This is a genomic window from Bacillus nitratireducens, assembly GCF_001884135.1.
Taxonomy (GTDB): Bacteria; Bacillota; Bacilli; order Bacillales; family Bacillaceae_G; genus Bacillus_A; species Bacillus_A nitratireducens.
The window spans coordinates 1-19288 of the sequence record NZ_MAOC01000078.1; the positions used below are offsets into that span (position 1 = coordinate 1).

The following is a 19288-nucleotide window of genomic DNA, read 5'->3' on the forward strand; positions in this document are numbered from 1 at the left end:
AGACACTGGTGCAACTGGACCTACTGGACCATCTGGATTAGGACTTCCAGCAGGATTGTATGCATTTAACTCCGCTGCAATTAGCATATCTCTTGGAGTTAATGACCCCGTCCCATTTAATACTGTTGGATCTCAGTTTGGTACAGCAATTTCTCAATTAGATGCTGATACTTTCCTCATAAGTGAAACTGGATTCTATAAGATTACTGTTATCGCATATACTGCATTAGTAAGTGTATTAGGTGGTCTTGCAATTCAAGTGAATGGTGTTGATATCCCTGGCACTGGAACAAGTTTAATCTCACTTGGAGCACCTATCGTTATCCAAGCAATTACACAAATCACAGTAACTCCATCAATGGTTGAAGCGATTGTTACAGGGCTTGGATTATCGTTAGCTCTTGGTACAAGTGCATCCATTATTATTGAAAAAATTGCTTAATTTTTACTTAGCAGTAAAACTGATATCAGTTTTACTGCTTTTCAATTATGAATTCAATCATGAAACATTCACTACTCACATAATCATATTGTTGTATGACATTTTGCGGGAGGCACCAATATGGAAAATAAATCCGCTATTCAGCTTTATCTTGAGTTATTAAAGAAAACAATTTTGTTTGAAATATGGTTAGAATATGAGGAGTACTTACCTGCATCTCTACATATATCAAAAGAACTTCAATTCGAGCCAGTTACCGTACCACTCCCTTTATTCATTAAGCAATATGCCGAAAATCATAACTTAAAAATTGTAAAGCCAGATGTTTCAAAAAGTGAACGTCATGATGGACTGGATTGGCCAAGAGCAGCACATAGTATGATTGGCCGAGAACGTATGAATCAGTTACATGATGCAATGGAAACCATTGTTCGTGAAAATATAGAAGGGGATTTTATCGAAACAGGTGTATGGCGCGGAGGTTCTTGCATTTTTATGAATGGCTTTTTACAAGCCAATAACATTACGGATCGCAATATTTGGGTTGCAGATTCATTTGAAGGTTTGCCAGCACCGGATTTAGAACAATATCCGAAAGACTACGGTGATTATTTACACACATTCGATTATTTACGTGTTTCTTTAGAACAAGTACAAGAAAACTTTAGAAAATATGATTTATTAAATGATCAAGTAAAATTTTTAAAAGGCTGGTTTAAAGATACTTTACCAACAGCACCAATAGAAAAGATTGCAATTGCAAGACTTGATGGGGATATGTATGAATCTACGATGGATGGTCTCGTGAACTTATACGATAAAGTTTCAACAGGTGGGTATATTATTATTGATGACTATGGACTACCAGCTTGTGCAGAAGCTGTGACGGACTTTAGAAATCAAAGAAACTTAAAAGCTCCTATTACTAAAATTGATATCTTTGGTGTATATTGGCGAAAAGAATAAGAAAAATTTTGATTATAAGGAGGTTCCATTCCTATTAATTAGTAACGCTCACTAATACTTGAATACATGAACCGTTTTAGGAATCTCCTTATATGTAATAAGCGGTCACATCTTATCCTCTTTCACTATCAAATAAAACTTTAATTTCCCCATACTCTTCGTTTTGAGGTGCGATTCGTCTGTAAATATCGAGATAATATGGATACTGTATTGATTTTCCTTTTTACTACAAGGAAGGAGTGTATTTATGAGCGAACTTGAAAAAGAAATAAAATTACTCCCCCCTCCTGAACTCGCCCAATATGTAGGTGGCGATTTTGAAAAGGTCGGTAAAGAATTCCTAAATCATTTCATTCAAATTGGGGCTTTAAAGTCAAACGAAAAAGTATTAGATGTAGGCTGCGGCGTCGGCCGAATGGCTGTTCCATTAATGAATTACTTAACTGATGATGGAGCGTATTATGGATTTGATTTATTTAAAGAAGGTATCACTTGGTGTAAAAATAATATTACAACTACCCGTAATAATTTTCATTTTGAACACGTTGACATATACAATCAATTTTACAATCCAGAAGGAAAAGAAGATGCCTCTCACTATAAGTTTCCACATGAAGACGAGACATTCGATTTCATCTTTTTAACTTCTGTATTTACGCACCTTCTCCCAATAGAATTAGAACATTACGTATCTGAGATTGCACGTGTATTAAAAAAAGACGGGAGATGTTTTATTACGTTCTTTTTAATAAACCCTGAGTCATCCTATTATTTAAATGCAGGACTAAGTACGTTAGGATTTTATCATCAAATTGAAAATTGTTATGTCGTAAATAAAGATATTCCTAATTTCGCAGTTGCTTATCCTGAAACAGATATTTGCGCTTTATTGAATAAATATGGCTTAGAGGTAATGAATAAACCACATTATGGTTTATGGTGCGGCCGACATGAATATACGAGTTATCAAGATATTGTTCTTACAAAAAAAAGCTTCTGAAAGGAAGTTACGTATGACAAATGAAAAAAATCTACCTCTTGTTTCCATCCTTATTCCCACCTATAATAGACCACATTATTTCAAAATCGCTCTAGAAAGTGCTTTGGCACAAACTTATCCAAACATTGAAGTTATTGTAGGAGACGATAGTACGAATGATGAAACTGAAAAATTAATGCATGAAAAATACTTACCAAACCATTCCCATATAACATATATCCGGAATAGTACTACTTTAGGACAATTCCATAATGACCTCATGCTCTTAGAACAGTCTAGTGGCGAATACATAAATTTCTTAATGGACGATGACTTATTCCATAGTAATAAAATCGAGAAAATGATGTTCTATTTCCAACAAGACTTAAATCAAAAACTCGCACTTATTACATCATATCGCACTTGGATTGATGAAAATGGAGATATAATTGAAAACCATCCCGCTGTAAATAGATTGTATAGCGAAGATACTCTGCTAAGTGGGATAGATTTTGGAAACCATATGCTTTTATCTGGACATAATATTATTGGTGAGCCTACGACTGTACTCTTTCGAAGGCGACTATTAACAGAACCTTTTGGTACTTTAAATGAAAGGAACTATTGTTGTAGTGTTGATATGGCCTCTTGGATGAGTTTACTTTCAAAAGGTGATGCATTTTATATCACTGAACCTTTAAGTTCCTTTCGCTTTCATGATGGACAGCAAGTACACCATAAATTACTTGAAGGATCTGAAGATTTTTCACATCTCGTTTTAACCTCAAAAAAGTATGGTTTCTTACAAGATTTCAATGATTATAGAACTAGTCTGCTCAAAGCCTATGAGTGGTGTATAGGCGCATTCGAGTTTTATAAACAATACCCCAATCTCATTCCAGATGCACATATACGTCTTTCTCATTGTTTAAATATCATTATAAAAGAGCTAAATCCACGATAGCTTTGCATAAGGGAGGAGCTATTCCTCCCTATTATGTATGACTTTACATAAATAGTGGAATAAATGTATGGACAATCTGCTTATATTACTTTTAGAATGACGTCATCAACATATTTACTAGGCAATAGAAAGGAATTCATACATTGAAAGATCCAAATTCTCAATATCAAATAGACTACGTATTGCTATTCATCTTATTTGCCATTGGGACTGTTAGTTGCTTTGCTATTGCAAGTGCGCAAGCCTCTTTACCACCATTTTTGCAAAACGTAAATTTTGTACTAAAGCAAATTCAATGGTATTTCATTGGATTTATTGCTATTGGCGTTATTATGATTATCGATTTCGATCGTTATCAAAAAATTGCTTGGTATTTATATAGCTTTGCATTGGTACTACTTATTGGACTAGAACTTCAAGTACCAGGTGCCGTTACAATAAAAGGTGCTACCGCTTGGTACAGGCTTCCAGGCATCGGAAATTTCCAGCCTTCTGAAATTATGAAATTATTTTTAATTATCGTCATTGGACGAATTATAGCAAATCACAATGAAAAATATTTTTCCAGAACAATACAGGGCGATTTTTTATTACTCGGAAAGATATTCGCAGCAAGTTTGCCACCACTACTCCTTATTGCAAAGGAACCGGATTTAGGGAATACGATGGTAATTTTAGCTATGCTCGCAGCAATGATACTAGTTTCCGGTATACGATGGCGTTTTATTTTCGGATTAGCCTCCGGCATTGTCACAGCGGGTTCTACATTAATATATATATTTTTTTCTCATACAGAGTTCTTTAAAACACACATTTTAAAAGAATATCAACTAAATCGCTTCTACGGCTGGTTAGCACCATACAAATATGATGCGCAAGGCTATCAACTAAGACAAGCATTCTTAGCTACTGGATCAGGGGAAATGCAAGGAAAGGGTTGGGAAAATGGACAAGTATATTTTCCAGAACCACATACAGATTTTATTTTCACTAATGTCGCTGAACAATTTGGTTTTCTAGGTGCAAGTGTCATTATTTCACTTTTTTTCTTACTCATTTTCCGGATGATTCATATCGCTTTAGAAAGTAATGATCCTTTCGGTAGTTATATTTGCGCTGGTACAATCGGAATGTTTACTTTTCAAGTATTCCAAAATATTGGGATGACAATCGGATTACTTCCTATTACAGGGATAACATTACCCCTTATGAGCTATGGAGGAAGTTCGCTGCTTACATACATGATTGCGATTGGATTTATTTTAAATGTTCACTCAAGAACAAAAATCTTTATGTTTAAATAAGCCACACAAAAAGCGGTACATTTTTATCTCTATCCTTTTTTAGATATACTAATTAAAAATATGATGGAGGTTTAAATATGAAATATGACATTATAGGGGATATTCATGGGTGCTTCCAAGAGTTTCAAAATTTAACGACGAAACTAGGATACAACTGGAATAGTGGCCTACCGATTCACCCTGACAAACGTCAGCTTGCATTCGTTGGTGATATTACAGATCGCGGTCCTCACTCATTACGTATGATTGAAATTGTATGGGAACTTGTCATAAATAAAAAAGAAGCTTATTACGCTCCTGGAAATCACTGCAATAAACTATATCGATTTTTCCTTGGGCGTAATGTAACAATCGCTCACGGACTCGAAACAACTGTCGCTGAATATGAAGCACTATCTTCTCATAAGCAAAACATTATAAAAGAAAAGTTCATCACCCTTTATGAGCAATCCCCTTTATATCACATACTAGATGAAAAAAGAGTCATCGTATGTCACGCTGGGATTCGGCAAGATTACATAGGAAGACAAGATAAAAAAGTACAAACCTTTGTATTATATGGCGATATTACAGGAGAAAAGCATGCTGACGGCTCACCTGTCCGTCGCGACTGGGCGCAAGAATATAACGGGAAAACTTGGATTATATATGGACATACTCCAGTAAAAGAACCTCGATTTGTAAATCACACAGTCAATATCGATACTGGTGCTGTATTTGGTGGAAAGCTAACCGGACTACGTTTTCCTGAAATGGAGACCGTTTCCGTCCCTTCCTCCCTGCCTTTTGTCGCTGAGAAATTCCGCCCAATTTCATAACTCCCCTTACTTAGTGCAATTCATGAATTGCGAGGGATTACCGTATTATTTAGGCATATCTCATATAAAAACTAGGTAATGTACTTAAAAAAAGATGCAATAAAGTGCATCTTTTTTTAAGTACACGGCATATACTGTCGCAGGAGGTGACAGAATGAAGAAAAAATCTTCTAAACAAAAAAGAAATTGCCCGCCTTTCTATCTGCCCATGTACGGAATTAACAATTGGTGTAGCATTCGAGCTGCAGCTCTAGAAGAACTGGACGAACAAGAATCATCAAAAAAAAGTAAAGCAAGAACAAAATATGTCTCTTTAGAAAATGCTGTAATGAGCCGCATAATCGATAATAGAAAAACAAAGATGCAGCAAAAACATAAACCTCTCTCTAATCATAATGAACAGGTAGTACAATCTGAGCAAACAGAGCAAAATACGGAAGAAAATATACCTGTAGCAATAAATAAAAAAGCGGAACCAGAAATTCCAGCTACTATTATAAATCAAGTAAAGAAAATAAAAGAAGCATTAGCTCCATCAAATGATATACAAACGGAAAAAGCTATTATAATTCAAACCCCTTCATCCGAAAATACAAAAGTTAAAAAAGGGAACCGGTATGCACATGCAGAGGGGCTTCACTCTAATGCAGAAGGTACAGCTTCACATGCAGAAGGGCTTCTTACACACGCAAAAGGTTCTTTCTCTCATGCAGAAGGATCAAAAACAAAAGCAACTGGACATAGTTCGCATAGTGAAGGAAGTGAAACGACAGCAGGCGGCTCTTATTCTCATGCGGAAGGAAAACATACAATTGCTTTAGGCGAAGCAGCACATGCAGAAGGAACCGCAACTATCGCTAACGGATTCTATTCTCATGCGGAAGGTATGCATACATCAACAGCTCATTTTGCAGGCAGCCATATTATGGGGCGCTTCGGCACGGCAGAAGAATCTTATTCTTGGTTTATTGCAAATGGTACAAATGACACCGACCATAATATCGGTGCAAAATGGCTTGCTCACAACGGAGAAATGTATATCGATGGTGCTTCTTACAATGCAAGTGGAACGGATTTTGCACAAATGTTTGAGACAGCAGATCATAGTTCTATTGATGTCGGTTATTTCGTTACATTTAGTAGCGAAGAAAAAATTCGAAAAGCTACTTCAAATGATTTATTCATATTAGGAATATCTAGTGCTACTCCTGCTCTCATTGGAAATAGCGGTGCTTTAAGTTGGCAAAAACGCTATAAAACAGATAGCTTTGGAAAACGTCAATATGTACGTACGGACACGCAAGACACACGACCTCTTTTAAATACAGAATGGGATCCAGCTTGTAAATATATATCAAGAAGAGACCGTACTGAGTGGCTTCCTGTCGGATTAATTGGACAAATGTTAGTACGTGATGACGGTACTTGTGAAACACACGGATACTGTCTTCCAAATGATGACGGTATTGCTACAAAAGCTGAAAATGGCTTTTTCATTATTAAACGTACTGGTGATAATCAAATTTTAATATTATTCCGCTAAAAAAAGGGAACAAAATTCTTCGTTCAGTAAGAATTTTGTTCCCTTTTAATTGTTATGTAAAGCGGATTGCATGTCATCTGGGATACCTACGGTAAAAGTCATTTCCTTTTCTAAAATAGGATGATAAAACGTCAAAGACGTACTATGAAGCGCTTGGCGTTTCATCACATCTCTTCGACCGCCGTATAAATCATCCCCGAGTAGCGGATGTCCTATATGCGCCATATGTACACGAATTTGATGCGTTCTTCCTGTTTCAAGCTCAAGTGCTACATGCGTCTTATTAGAAGAACTTTCCATCACTTTAAAATGAGTAACAGCCCTTTGACCATCTTCACAGACAGTTCGCTCAATAATACTATCCGCTTTTCGTCCGATTGGTGCGTCAATCGTCCCTATCTCTTCTAGGATCATTCCATGAACGAGCGCCTCATACGTTCGTTTCACTCCTTTTTGTTGATGCTGCTTTGATAAAAGGTTGTGAACGAATCGATTTTTTGCAATTAACATAAGTCCTGAAGTATCACGATCGAGTCTCGTTACAATGTGCACTGTACTTGCAAGGTTCTGTTTATCATAATGATATAACAGGGCATTTGCAACACTTCCTGACGGATGCTCCCTAGACGGAATTGTCGACATATATGCTTCTTTATTTACAACAAGCACTGCGTCATCTTCATATACAATATTTAAAGGAATATCTTCTACTTCCATCCCTTCACTTCTTTCCTCGAACGGAAAGAAAACTTGTAACTCTTCACCGGCTTGTAACTTGTGGCGAACACTCGCATGTTGACCGTTTACTTCAATAGCTCCGCCGTGAAACTTTATATCTGTTAAAGCAGCTTTCGAAATTCCTTTCGTTTTCAAAAACTCTCTAACTAAAGTCCCCTCATCTGCAAGCTGTATATCCCATTTCAATGTAAATCTGTTCAAATATATAAACCCTCTCTATTTATCTGCAACAAACGAGTCACGGACACGTTTCCAGAACGGGAACGGACGGAAACGAACAAATCGTACTTTCTCGTTTGCAACGCGATACTGAATTGATTTCACATCTTGATGAACCATCGTCAAATGATCCACCGTAATTTGCAAGTTCATTCCTGCAGCCGGCTTCAAAACGCATGTATGATGTTTCGGCAGTACGAGCGGCGAACCTACCGTACGAAATACACGATTGTTAATTGATGCCATTTCTGCAATTTGAATCGCTTCAATAGAAGGGTGAATAATCGCTCCGCCAAGTGCCTTATTATACGCAGTACTTCCTGAAGGAGTAGAAATACAAAGACCATCTCCGCGGAACGTTTCAAAATACTCTCCGCGTATTTCCACTTCTGTTACTAATGTTCCTTCTGCACTTTTTACAGTCGCTTCATTCATCGCCAAATACTGCGACTCTTTACTACCATTCACATAGCGAATAATCACCTCTAAAAGTGGGTATTCAACTACTTGGAACGGTGTTTTAGCAATCGCAATCACTAACTTCTCTACTTCCGTCGGTAACCAATCTGCATAGAAACCTAAATGCCCTGTATGTACACCAACAAATGCGGTTTCATCTAATCGATTATAGTAACGATGAAACGCATATAAAAGCGTTCCATCTCCCCCAACAGAAATTACAATATCAGGTTCCTTTTCATCCATAGTAAAACCAAAATCTAACAAGTATTCTTTCATCGTACTTGCTAATGTATCTGATGATTGATCGCCCTTTGACATAATTGTAAATTTCATCGCCCAACACCCTTTAGTTTATGATTCAGAATCTTTCGTTTCCTGCTTTCGTGAAAAGACCTTTTGCGCTTCTTGAATTTCAAGACGAATGGAAGACATTTCTTCATCTAATAAAAATGCCGCTTCCGCTGCACGTTGTAAGCGTATTTTAATATCTTCAGGAAAACGTCCACTATATTTGTAATTTAAAGAATGCTCAATCGTTGCCCAAAAATTCATCGCTAACGTGCGAATTTGAATTTCCACTAACACTTTTTTTTCTCCCTGTATCGTTTGAACAGGATAACTAATGACAACGTGGTAAGAGCGATAGCCGCTATCTTTCTTTTGCGTTACATAATCACGTTCTTCCACAATTTCAAAATCATTTCGTTTTCGAAGATATTCTACAACAGGCTTAATCTCATCAACAAATTGACACATCATTCGAAGGCCCGCGATGTCCTGCATATCTTCTCTGAGCCGGTCTAGCGGTACATTTCTCTTCTCCGCTTTATCAATAATACTTGCAACCGACTTTACCCTTCCTGTTACAAACTCAATTGGAGAATGCTCCGTTAACATTGCAAATTGAGTACGCATTCCTTTTAGTTTCACTTTCAGCTCCGCCACCGCTTGGTGATAAGGTGCTAAAAATTCTTCCCAATTACGATTCATTTCAACCACCACCAAAATCAATCCATTTGCTTATAGAAACACTTTTTCTACAGCAGTTACTAGTTCTTCTCCGTAATTTGCATTACCTTCAATATTTTCAACTAAATATTCTACTTCTTCTTTTAATCCTTCTAATTCTATTTCAACATCATTCACGTGAATAAACATCGCTGTATCTTTATTCATCGCTTCATGTATTGCTTCCCAGCATGTATGCGGAATACTTACATAAATGAAAGATGATTCGTTTTCTAAGATATATAAAAATGATAAATTGTCTGAGTCTACAAGTACGTGATTACGTGCACTTAGCTCCTTTACCTCTATTTCAGTATTTTCCGCACAAAAAATAAGCGCATTCTCTCTTGTTTCTACGCTCTTAACTTGAATTTTATTTTGCATGCTCGAACTCCTCCATCTCAACTTTCCTGTCTTACTTAACAGTATTATTGTATCATAACATGGACGCAAACAAATAAAACATTGAACCAAATTTGCGAAAAAGCGATAATGTGTAAAGAATTATTTTTCAAAAGGAGCGCATACAATGACACAAGAAATTGAAATTGAATTTAAAAACATGGTTACAGAGGAAGAATTCCAAAGCTTATGCACATCATTTTCTATTGAAGAATTCACAAAACAAGTAAATCATTACTTTGAAACACCTCAATTTTCTTTGAAAAATACGGGCTCTGCACTTCGTATTCGTCATAAAGATGGAACTTATACATTCACATTAAAACAACCTGCTGAAATTGGTTTATTAGAAACTCATCAATCTATAACTGAAAAAGAAGCAAAACTTATGATGGAAACAAACGTAATCATTCAAGGCATTGTAATGGATCAACTTCAGAAACTACAAATTCCAGTTTCCTCTTTAACTTATATGGGAAGTTTAACAACAGAAAGAGCTGAAACATTATTTGAAGGCGGAACACTTGTCTTTGATCATAGTTTCTATTACAATCACGATGATTATGAAATCGAATATGAAGTACAAGATGAGGAAGCTGGTAAAGCCGCATTTATGAGTTTACTAAAACAACATAACGTACCAGTTCGTCATACAAATAACAAAGTAAAACGCTTTTTCCTTGCCAAACAAAACAAAGAGCGCTAAAGTGAAATTTCCATCAGTGGAGAAGTGATTTACTGGTGGTCATGTTTCACCTTTTTGGAAAGTAAAGATTTATTAGCAACACATAAAATAAGCAAAGAATGTTATGAAGGCTGTTTAGTTGCTCTTCATAACATTCCATTGCTACAATAGATATACATTTCATGGAAAAAGGAGTTTATAAAGGATGAGCAAGCAACCGATGACACCATTTGAAGCAATTGGCGGTGAACAATGCATTGCAACATTAGTGGATACATTTTATTCCTATGTCAGTGAACACCCTGACTTATCTCCGATCTTCCCGGATGATTTAACAGAAACCGCTAGGAAGCAGAAACAATTTTTAACACAATATTTAGGTGGTCCTAATTTATACACTGAAGAACATGGGCATCCTATGCTAAGAGCACGCCATCTTCCGTTTGAGATTACTCCAAAACGCGCAGAAGCTTGGCTATCATGTATGGAGCAAGCAATGGATGATACAGGAGTGCACGGTCATATAAGAGAGTTTGTTTTTGAACGTTTAGCATTAACTGCTCAACATATGGTCAATACTCCAAATGAAACAGGTGAAGTGTAATGGATAAGCAGGAAGCAAAGCATATGAATATGCCTTCTCCTTCCACATGCGAGCATAAGTCTGTAGAAGCATATTTATTTATTGATCCACTTTGTAAAGATTGCTGGGATATCGAGCCATTTATTATTAAACTATGGCTCGAATATGGGAAATACTTCTCTATTCGTCATATAGTAACTGGAAAAGTGGACGGGACAAACGCTTCCTCACACAAATGGAATAAACCTGCTAATATTCGATTTGTGTGGGAAAAGACAACAAGTTTACAAGGTTTTTCATGTGATGGAAAAGTACATATGCAAGAGGCATCGTCAACGCCGTATCTAGTTTCGATGGCAATTAAAGCGGCGGAGTTGCAAGGCCGAAAAGCAGGTTCGAAGTTTTTGCGAAAACTCCAGGAATACATTCTTCTTAAAAATGTATCAAACCCAGATGGTGAACTATTGCTTACATGTGCAAAAGATAGCGGCATTGATGTAGAGGAATTTAAAAAAGACCTACACTCAGTTAGCGCAAAAAAAGCTTTCCAATGCGACCTGAAATTCACAAATGAGATGCATATTACAGAAATACCTTCCCTCCTATTTTTCCATGCAAATTCAGATGAGGAAGGTATTAAAATCGCAGGAATTTATTCCTATGATGTATACGTACAATTATTAAAAGAACTTGTAAAATGCGAGATTGAGCCAGATCCATTACCTCCTTTAGAGGTATTACTAGAAGCAACACAATTTATTTCTTCAAAGGAAATCTCATTTATATATGACTGCCCGCAGCAAGAAATAGAGCGCGAACTAAAAAAATTACAACTAAAACGAAAAGTACAAATGATTGAAGTGAAGTGCGAGCGTTATTGGAAATGGATAGCAAAAGAAAAAGACCTGGTGTAAACACCAGGTCTTCTTCTTTACGGCTTATAAAAATATTAAAGGGGATGGGAGAAATTTTCACGTTCAAACAAAGGGGTATATGTTTGTATGTGAATTCGTTCACGCTTATTATATTACAAGATTCGACGTCAGATGACAACCCCTTTTGTCGAATTTCACACTTTTGTCACATTCTAAACGTTTTCATTCTTGAATAAGCTATAAAAAAAGCAATTTAGGAGGTTTCCTTATGAAAAAGTCTCATATTTTTCTTATCTTTCTATGTGTTATTGTTTCTTTTTTCTTATATATCCTCTCTCTATTACAAGCTTTTCCTAAAATTATTGCCTTCCCTCTTTTATTCGGAGTTATCGTCATCGCTGTCTCTTATTTCAACTATAGAAAACGATTTAAAGGATTTTAATTACAAAAATAAGTCGTAAAAATTCCTTCAAATATAAAAAAAGCACCGAAAATCACCTTAATCATTCGACAAATATCGACATGGTTTACTTTTGAGCAAATGTTCCAAACAAAAAAGACGAGGATAAAATCCCTCGTCTTTTCTCATTACTTCTCTTCAAACAATAGCGCTTCTAATTCATTTAATTTCTCTTCAAACACTTGTAATGCTTCTTTTACAGGTTCTGGTGATGCCATATCTACCCCTGCTTTTTTCAGCACTTCAATTGGATAATCTGAGCTTCCTGCTTTTAAGAACTCATTAATGTAACGTTCTACTGCTGGTTGCCCCTCTTCTAAAATTTGTTTAGATAAAGCCGTTGCTGCACTAAATCCTGTTGCGTATTGGTATACGTAATAGTTGTAGTAGAAGTGCGGAATACGAGACCACTCTAAGCCGATTTCTTCATCGATCACTAACGCGTCACCGAAATATTTCTTATTTAAATCATAGTAGATTTCCGTTAACATGTCCGGCGTAACAGCATGCCCTTCTTGTACTTTCTTATGAATAATATGCTCGAACTCTGCAAACATCGTTTGACGGAATACAGTACCACGGAATCCTTCTAAATAGTGATTTAATAAGTATAGACGCTCTTTCTTATCTTCTGTCGTCTTCAATAAATAATCATTTAGAAGTGCTTCATTACAAGTTGATGCTACTTCTGCAACGAAGATTGAATAATCACCATATACGTGCGGTTGTGTCTTCCTTGTATAGTAACTATGCACGGAATGACCAAACTCATGAGCAAGTGTAAATAAATTATTTACATTATCATGCCAGTTCATTAAAATATACGGATTTGTTCCGTATGCACCAGAAGAATATGCTCCGCTTCGTTTTCCTTTATTCTCATATACATCTACCCAGCGATTCTCATATGCTTCTTTTAAAATTTCAACATATTCATCACCAAGTACATTTAAAGATTTCAATAACATTTCTTGTGCTTCTTCATACTTCACATTCATTTTCACTTCTGGTACAAGCGGTGTATATAAATCATACATATGAAGCTCATCAAGACCTAAGGCACGCTTACGAATATCAATGTAGCGATGTAGTAAGTGTAAATTATCATTTACCGATTCAACAAGTTGATCATACACCGCTTCAGGAATATTATTATTACTTAATGCAGCTTGACGTGCAGAATCGTATTTACGAACGCGTGCATTGAAATTATTACGTTTCACAGCCCCACTTAACGTACTTGCAAATGTGTTCTTATATTTTCCGTACGTTTCATATACAGCTTTGAATGCATCTTCCCGCACACGACGATCATCACTTTCTAAAAATTGAATATAACGACCATGTGTTATTTCTACTTCTTCTCCATCTTCACCTTTAATAGATGGGAATTTTAAATCTGCATTATTCAACATACCAAATGTATTACTTGATGCACTCATCACTTCAGATGCTTCTGCTAATAACGCTTCTTCAGCTTCCGATAATACATGCGGGCGTTGACGTGTAATTTCTTCTAATGCATGCTCATATACACTTAGTTCTCGATTTTGTTGTAAGAATGTTTGCAATGTATCTTCTGAAATAGCTAAAATTTCAGGCACGATATAAGCTGTGCTACTAGATACTTGTGAGTATAAATTTGTTGCGCGATCATTTAATGCTTGATACACAGAGTTTGTTGTATCTTGATCGTAACGCATATGTGCATATGTATATAGCTTACCTAATCGCATTGAAATTTCATCTTCATATTGCAATGCCTCAAGCAAATTGTCTGCAGAGTCACCAAGCTTCCCTTTAAATTCAGTTAACTTTGGCAATAGCTCTTTAATAGCTTGGAATTCTTTTTCCCATTCTGCATCAGTTTGGAAAATATCTTCTAATCGCCATGTGTTTGCTTCTTCAATCTCATTGCGATCTGGTAATGATTTTACTGTGTTTTGTTCAGCCATTCTTTAAGCCCTCCTTTAAATATCTCTACTTAAGTACAATTCGATTTTTCTTATGTAATTCCTTCACGATCAGTCTTTATTATATCCCCTTTTCCCTCTCTCATGTTGTACTTTGTCTCAAATAGAGATAGTGCATGCGCTAAGCAAATGTCATCATATTTCATAATTTCCTCCTCTGTTTTTACCAAAACAACATCTCTTATTTTTCGATACTTATTCGTACCTACTTTATTTAACACACCTATATAACATAAAAATGTCATATACTCTGCAACTGCTATCTTCCATATATGTTGTGCAAAATACGGAAGTAGACGCCTCTTTGTATATTTTGCTACATAATTACATGCGTACTGAAGGGAAATATACTCCCCTACTTTAAGCATACCTATACACTTCATATAAAGGAAAGCTTGCCATATAAATGGATTTGTTTGAAAAGCAAATGAGGACGGAAGCGGGACACCGATTTCAGAAGGAAAACTCGCTGGGGTACATTTATATTGATATAAGAGGCGTAGTAGTGACTTATGATTATAATTCCAGATAGGTAAAGCGTTTTGCCGAAAATAGTTCTTTTTTCTCTTCCATTCTTGTCCTAATACCTCTTTCCGGAAAGGAACGGGGGAAAAGAGCATTTCAACAGTAGTCGTATCGGTTGGTAAATAAATAATATGTGAGAAAGAGACATTTGTAGAAAACGGAGTGATAAACGCACATTTCATAAACGATTTTTGTTTCGGGCAAAAGAAAATAAGAAATGGCTGAGGATAAGGTTGTAAGGCGAAAGCCATAAAAGAGGAAAATGTCATCCAATGGGCGGATTGCTTTTTCAACTGATTTCCACCGATTATCCAGATGACTTGTATACTAGCTTGCCAATACGAATATGTTCGCTTATAAAGCTGCTCTATGGAGAGATTTGCACATTGATATTCAATCGCAATTTTTCTATCCGCTCTCTCTACGTAAATATCTGGTCGTTGCTGGATTACCGGCAGATAATGCTCTATATCTACATGGAAATCTTGACGTTTTAACCATCTATATAACAATTCTTTACCTTGCATATGATACACAGATTCTGCCTCATAAAACGCAAGACATGAATCTACTTTCTTATGAGCAAAATGCCAACTCTTTTGTGTCCCTAACTTCATTTGCACTTCCTTTCCGCAAGCTGTGCAAAAGAATTTTTCTCGTTTACGCATGTCGCGTAAAAGCTCTTCATCCCGGTTATATAATAGATGAATTTTCTCTCCGTTTTCTCTCCTTGCAATAAACATCACAATCACACCCTTTCAACTCCTTGTATTCTACAATTTACTACAAATTCCTCTCAAAAAAAGAGATGCCCTAAATTAGGACATCTCTTTTTATAATAAAGGTGATAATAACCGATACGTCGATTCAACAATCCGCCTATGAAGACGTCTCTTATGAAATCGATCAACATGAATTTCACTGGATTCTTCTAAATCGTCTTTAAAATCTTGCACGAGCTTTCGAATGCTATCTGTATCATACAAAAAGGCATTTACTTCAAAGTTTAAATGAAAACTTCTCATATCCATATTAGCTGTCCCAATTGAAGCGAGATCCGAATCAACGATAACAACTTTACTATGAAGAAAACCTTTTTCATATTCATATATTTTTACTCCTGCATCTAATAACTCCGGAAAGTACGATCTTGATGCATAAAAGACAGTGCGCTTATCTGGCTTACTTGGCATTAACAAACGAACATCGATACCAGCAAGTGCAGCTACTTTTAATGCAGATAAAATATCATCGTCTGGAATAAAGTATGGTGTTGCAATCCAAATCGATTTCCTTGCTGAAGCAATCATTGCAAAATATAAATGTTTAATTGTTTCCCATTTATTATCTGGTCCACCTCCAACAAGTTGGACTCCGCCCCAATGATCACCCTCAACTGCTTTCGCTTGTAAATATTCAGGTGCTAATACTGCCTCACCAGTCATATAAAACCAATCTTGAAGGAAAATTAGCTGTAAACTTTGAACTGCTTCACCGCGCAAATATAAATGCGTATCTCGCCAAAAACCGAAGTATTTATCTTTCCCTAAATATTCATCTCCAATATTTAATCCGCCTACAAACCCTTCATTTCCATCTATAATAACGATTTTGCGGTGGTTTCGATAATTAATTTTATCGTTTAAAATCGGAAAGCGCACAGGGAAAAATGGAATCATTTCTACTCCTGCATCATTCAATTCTTCAATATATGAATTTGATAATTTAAAACTTCCAACCGCATCATATAAAAAACGGACGACAACGCCTTCTTTTGCTTTTTTCATTAAAATATCTTTAATTTCTGTACCGAGCTTGTCATCACGCACAATGTAATACTCCATATGAATGTGGTGTTTCGCTCGATTTAATCCATCTAAAATTGCCTGAAACGTTTCATCTCCATTTGTTAATGTCCTCGTTTCAGTTTGAAATGAAATATTTAAAGCACCCAATCGATCAGCTAAACGAAATAACAATTCTTGATGCTTATGGTCTCGTAAAATTCGTTCTTCGTAATCTTCGTGCCCCTTATATTGTAAAAACGCCTGTTCATCGAGTAACGCCTTCTTTTGGAACATTCTTTTTCTGCGAAAGTTTTGTCCAAATAATAAATAAGCAAAGAAACCGAACACTGGAAAAATTCCTAGTACGATTAACCATGTAAGCGTTTTCGAAGGATGTCTGTTTTCTAAGAAAATAACACATCCAATTAAAAATGCGGAAACCGTAAATAAAATACTAATAATACCTAAAATCGAAACGTCTTTTATACCAATGACATCCGAATAAAATGCTACATCAATAAACATGCGTAATGAAACAAATAATGCGAACAATAGTAGAAAAAAGAAAAGTAATTTTAACGTGTTTTTCATCTCTTACCTCCTTACTAAGAAAACTTTCCTATTCTTCATAAAAAAAGCCGATTTCATACTATAGAAATCGGCCTACGTTTTAGAAGGAAAATGGTTACGAATTGTCTCAAGCGCATGCTCTTTCACAACTTGTTTTCCATACTCACTTACACGATGAATCGTTAAAGTAGATTCTTCCCCATATTCTAAAACAATACTTAAAATACGATCAATCTCTTCCTCATCATGTAGCACTTCATCGAATTCCACATATACATAATAGCGGTCCTCAAATGAATACAGTTCATCTTTTATATCTTCAAAAATTAGACGATGACTTAATGAAATTACATCTTCAAAATCATTAAACTTAATTAAAAAGCCAAACGTACCATCTTCATTAAAGTTTGTACCTGTCGGTTCTATTTCCTCTTCCTCTAATTCTTGCTGGAATAATGATTCGATTCCTTCATCTAAAGGAATATCTATAATTTTGTCTACACCTATTGGTAGTTCTAATTTTTGTCCATCCTTTGAAAGTTCTGCTTTCGTTACAAGTACTTCAATCCCTTTGTCGACTGCTTGCACTTGAATCCATAACGGTCCATCAATAAAGAAGTCATCATGATCGCGAGCTTCATCCATCATTTCCCAAAAGAGTTCTTCACTCCGTTCGCGGTCATACCAAATCTCTTCACGGTTAAACCCTCTGTCCTCTATATCAACGTACGTAATAAAAAATTTCATCGTATGATCGTTAATTCTTTCAATTTCCAAAATACAACTCTCCCTTCCTGTTTAGAATTGTTATGAAGGGATTCCCCACTCATATGACAAGTCAATAGATTCTCGTACTCTCATTTTATGATAAGATTCTCCAGAATGGAAATAAAATCGATTTATTTTACAAAAATAGTTATATACCTATCTGCATTCGGCTACTTACATAAACTGAAACTTTAATTAATGGGGTCTTTGCTCATCCACGTTGATTATTAGCCACACTAATCGGGCATTTACGGACAGGAAAGTTCAAAACTAACTACTTTGCTTTATAGCCGGATTTTGTGACGGAGTCTTACTACCCGCAGATAGTCGGCTAAATATCATTATTCCAATTCTCTGTTCACAAAAAATTTGGACATACATTTGCGTATTGCCCCGTACACTGTAATAAAGTGAAACTTCTATAAGAGAAGATTATTTAATCCCAAAGGCGCGGGATAAAAGCTAAACAAACTTTCTTCATCACATACATATCGCTTATTAAAACATCATAAACGGAGGCAGACGAATGGACTTAGAGTTTTTAACATCTGTACTAATGATCGTCGGTATCGATGTTGTACTAGGTGGTGATAACGCAATTGTTATCGCATTAGCTAGCCGAAATTTACCTGAATCAAAACGAAATAAAGCAATTTTGATTGGTACTATTTTAGCAATTGTGCTGCGAATTCTCCTCACAATACTAGCTGTCTATTTACTCGACATCCCATTTTTACAACTCATCGGCGGAGTTTTACTCACATTAATTGCAGTAAATTTACTAACTGATACTAACAACGATCTTTCTTCGATTCAAGGAAAAACGACTTTATTCCAAGCGGTGCGTACGATTGTATTCGCAGATCTCGTTATGGGGTTTGATAATGTTATTGCCATTGCGGGTGCAGCTCACGGAAGATTATTACTCGTAATAATCGGTCTACTCATTTCTATCCCGATTATCATTTGGGGCAGCAAACTTATTTTAATACTCATGGAACGTTTTCCGTTCCTCATTTTTTGCGGGGCAGCAGTTCTCGCCTATACAGCAGGAAAAATGATTACACATGAAGACAGACTTGCAACTTTTTTTCATAACAACCCAAGTTTCACGACAAGTATTCCTTACTTATTCATTTTCACCGTTTTATGCATCGGTATTATCGTCCAACGAGTTCGATTACGAAATGTGAAACATTAAAAGAAAACCTTCTACT

Annotated in this window: 19 protein-coding genes and 1 pseudogene; 12 read left to right on the forward strand and 8 right to left on the reverse strand. The window is 36.0% G+C overall.

Annotation, left to right across the window (positions count from 1 at the left end; genetic code table 11):
• The 7 genes and pseudogenes from bclA to BAU23_RS20450 form a co-directional block, all read left to right on the forward strand.
• Positions 1-442 (forward strand): annotated as a pseudogene (gene bclA / locus BAU23_RS20420) (collagen-like exosporium glycoprotein BclA); the annotation flags it as partial.
• Between the two features lie 120 nt (positions 443-562).
• Positions 563-1408 carry a TylF/MycF family methyltransferase gene (locus BAU23_RS20425; RefSeq protein WP_000428762.1) on the forward strand — a complete coding sequence of 282 codons (846 nt, stop codon included), beginning with the start codon at positions 563-565 and terminating at the stop codon, positions 1406-1408.
• Positions 1409-1655: 247 nt separating this feature from the next.
• Positions 1656-2408 (forward strand): class I SAM-dependent methyltransferase, encoded by a 753-nt coding sequence (locus BAU23_RS20430; RefSeq protein ID WP_001292081.1) that lies wholly within the window; start codon positions 1656-1658, stop codon positions 2406-2408.
• A gap of 13 nt (positions 2409-2421) precedes the next feature.
• Entirely contained in the window at positions 2422-3351 is a 930-nt protein-coding gene (locus tag BAU23_RS20435; protein WP_016128944.1) for a glycosyltransferase family 2 protein, read from the forward strand.
• Between the two features lie 143 nt (positions 3352-3494).
• Complete coding sequence (locus BAU23_RS20440) at positions 3495-4655, forward strand: FtsW/RodA/SpoVE family cell cycle protein (protein ID WP_016128943.1); 1161 nt, start codon at positions 3495-3497, stop codon at positions 4653-4655.
• Positions 4656-4732: 77 nt separating this feature from the next.
• Positions 4733-5473, forward strand: a complete 741-nt coding sequence (gene prpE, locus BAU23_RS20445; RefSeq protein WP_000872709.1) for a bis(5'-nucleosyl)-tetraphosphatase PrpE — start codon at positions 4733-4735, stop codon at positions 5471-5473.
• A 154-nt stretch (positions 5474-5627) separates the two neighbouring features.
• Positions 5628-7016: a peptidase G2 autoproteolytic cleavage domain-containing protein gene (locus tag BAU23_RS20450; RefSeq protein WP_071735084.1), complete on the forward strand. Its 1389-nt coding sequence runs from the start codon at positions 5628-5630 to the stop codon at positions 7014-7016.
• 45 nt (positions 7017-7061) lie between these two features.
• Here the strand turns inward: BAU23_RS20450 and BAU23_RS20455 are convergent, their stop codons facing one another.
• Genes BAU23_RS20455 through BAU23_RS20470 form a run of 4 tightly spaced genes read right to left on the reverse strand, consistent with a single transcriptional unit; the run spans position 7062 to position 9827 of the window.
• Entirely contained in the window at positions 7062-7955 is an 894-nt protein-coding gene (locus tag BAU23_RS20455) for an RluA family pseudouridine synthase (RefSeq protein WP_001079144.1), read from the reverse strand.
• Between the two features lie 15 nt (positions 7956-7970).
• A complete protein-coding gene (locus BAU23_RS20460; protein ID WP_000673196.1) occupies positions 7971-8768 on the reverse strand; it encodes an NAD kinase in 798 nt (265 codons plus the stop codon).
• An 18-nt stretch (positions 8769-8786) separates the two neighbouring features.
• The gene (gene yjbM, locus BAU23_RS20465; protein ID WP_001081481.1) at positions 8787-9425 is read right to left on the reverse strand and encodes a GTP diphosphokinase; all 639 of its coding nucleotides are present in this window, start codon (positions 9423-9425) and stop codon (positions 8787-8789) included.
• 30 nt (positions 9426-9455) lie between these two features.
• Positions 9456-9827 (reverse strand): UPF0738 family protein, encoded by a 372-nt coding sequence (locus BAU23_RS20470; RefSeq protein WP_001180016.1) that lies wholly within the window; start codon positions 9825-9827, stop codon positions 9456-9458.
• A 145-nt stretch (positions 9828-9972) separates the two neighbouring features.
• Between BAU23_RS20470 and BAU23_RS20475 the strand changes: the two genes are divergently transcribed.
• From BAU23_RS20475 to BAU23_RS30295, 4 genes are all read left to right on the forward strand, one after another.
• Positions 9973-10551, forward strand: coding sequence for a CYTH domain-containing protein (locus tag BAU23_RS20475; protein WP_000191130.1), 579 nt, complete (start codon positions 9973-9975; stop codon positions 10549-10551).
• Positions 10552-10735: 184 nt separating this feature from the next.
• Positions 10736-11134 carry a globin domain-containing protein gene (locus tag BAU23_RS20480; protein WP_000043388.1) on the forward strand — a complete coding sequence of 133 codons (399 nt, stop codon included), beginning with the start codon at positions 10736-10738 and terminating at the stop codon, positions 11132-11134.
• Positions 11134-12027 (forward strand): ClpXP adapter SpxH family protein, encoded by an 894-nt coding sequence (locus BAU23_RS20485; protein WP_000360668.1) that lies wholly within the window; start codon positions 11134-11136, stop codon positions 12025-12027. Before BAU23_RS20480 ends, BAU23_RS20485 begins: the two co-directional genes overlap by 1 nt.
• Before the next feature lie 229 nt (positions 12028-12256).
• Positions 12257-12430, forward strand: a complete 174-nt coding sequence (locus tag BAU23_RS30295; RefSeq protein ID WP_000748141.1) for a hypothetical protein — start codon at positions 12257-12259, stop codon at positions 12428-12430.
• A gap of 146 nt (positions 12431-12576) precedes the next feature.
• On the opposite strand, the gene pepF is transcribed toward BAU23_RS30295, so the two are convergent.
• The 4 genes from pepF to mecA all read right to left on the reverse strand — a co-directional run bounded on the left by pepF (position 12577) and on the right by mecA (position 18080).
• Positions 12577-14403, reverse strand: a complete 1827-nt coding sequence (gene pepF / locus BAU23_RS20490; protein WP_000840533.1) for an oligoendopeptidase F — start codon at positions 14401-14403, stop codon at positions 12577-12579.
• Positions 14404-14453: 50 nt separating this feature from the next.
• Entirely contained in the window at positions 14454-15689 is a 1236-nt protein-coding gene (locus tag BAU23_RS20495) for a competence protein CoiA (protein ID WP_002074938.1), read from the reverse strand.
• A 90-nt stretch (positions 15690-15779) separates the two neighbouring features.
• Positions 15780-17324, reverse strand: coding sequence for a cardiolipin synthase (locus BAU23_RS20500; RefSeq protein ID WP_000799215.1), 1545 nt, complete (start codon positions 17322-17324; stop codon positions 15780-15782).
• Positions 17325-17396: 72 nt separating this feature from the next.
• On the reverse strand, positions 17397-18080 hold the full coding sequence (gene mecA / locus BAU23_RS20505) for an adaptor protein MecA (RefSeq protein ID WP_000402127.1): 684 nt from the start codon (positions 18078-18080) through the stop codon (positions 17397-17399).
• A 517-nt stretch (positions 18081-18597) separates the two neighbouring features.
• On the opposite strand from mecA, the gene BAU23_RS20510 reads away from it, so the two are divergent.
• Complete coding sequence (locus tag BAU23_RS20510; protein WP_000362599.1) at positions 18598-19272, forward strand: TerC family protein; 675 nt, start codon at positions 18598-18600, stop codon at positions 19270-19272.
• Positions 19273-19288 lie beyond the last annotated feature (16 nt).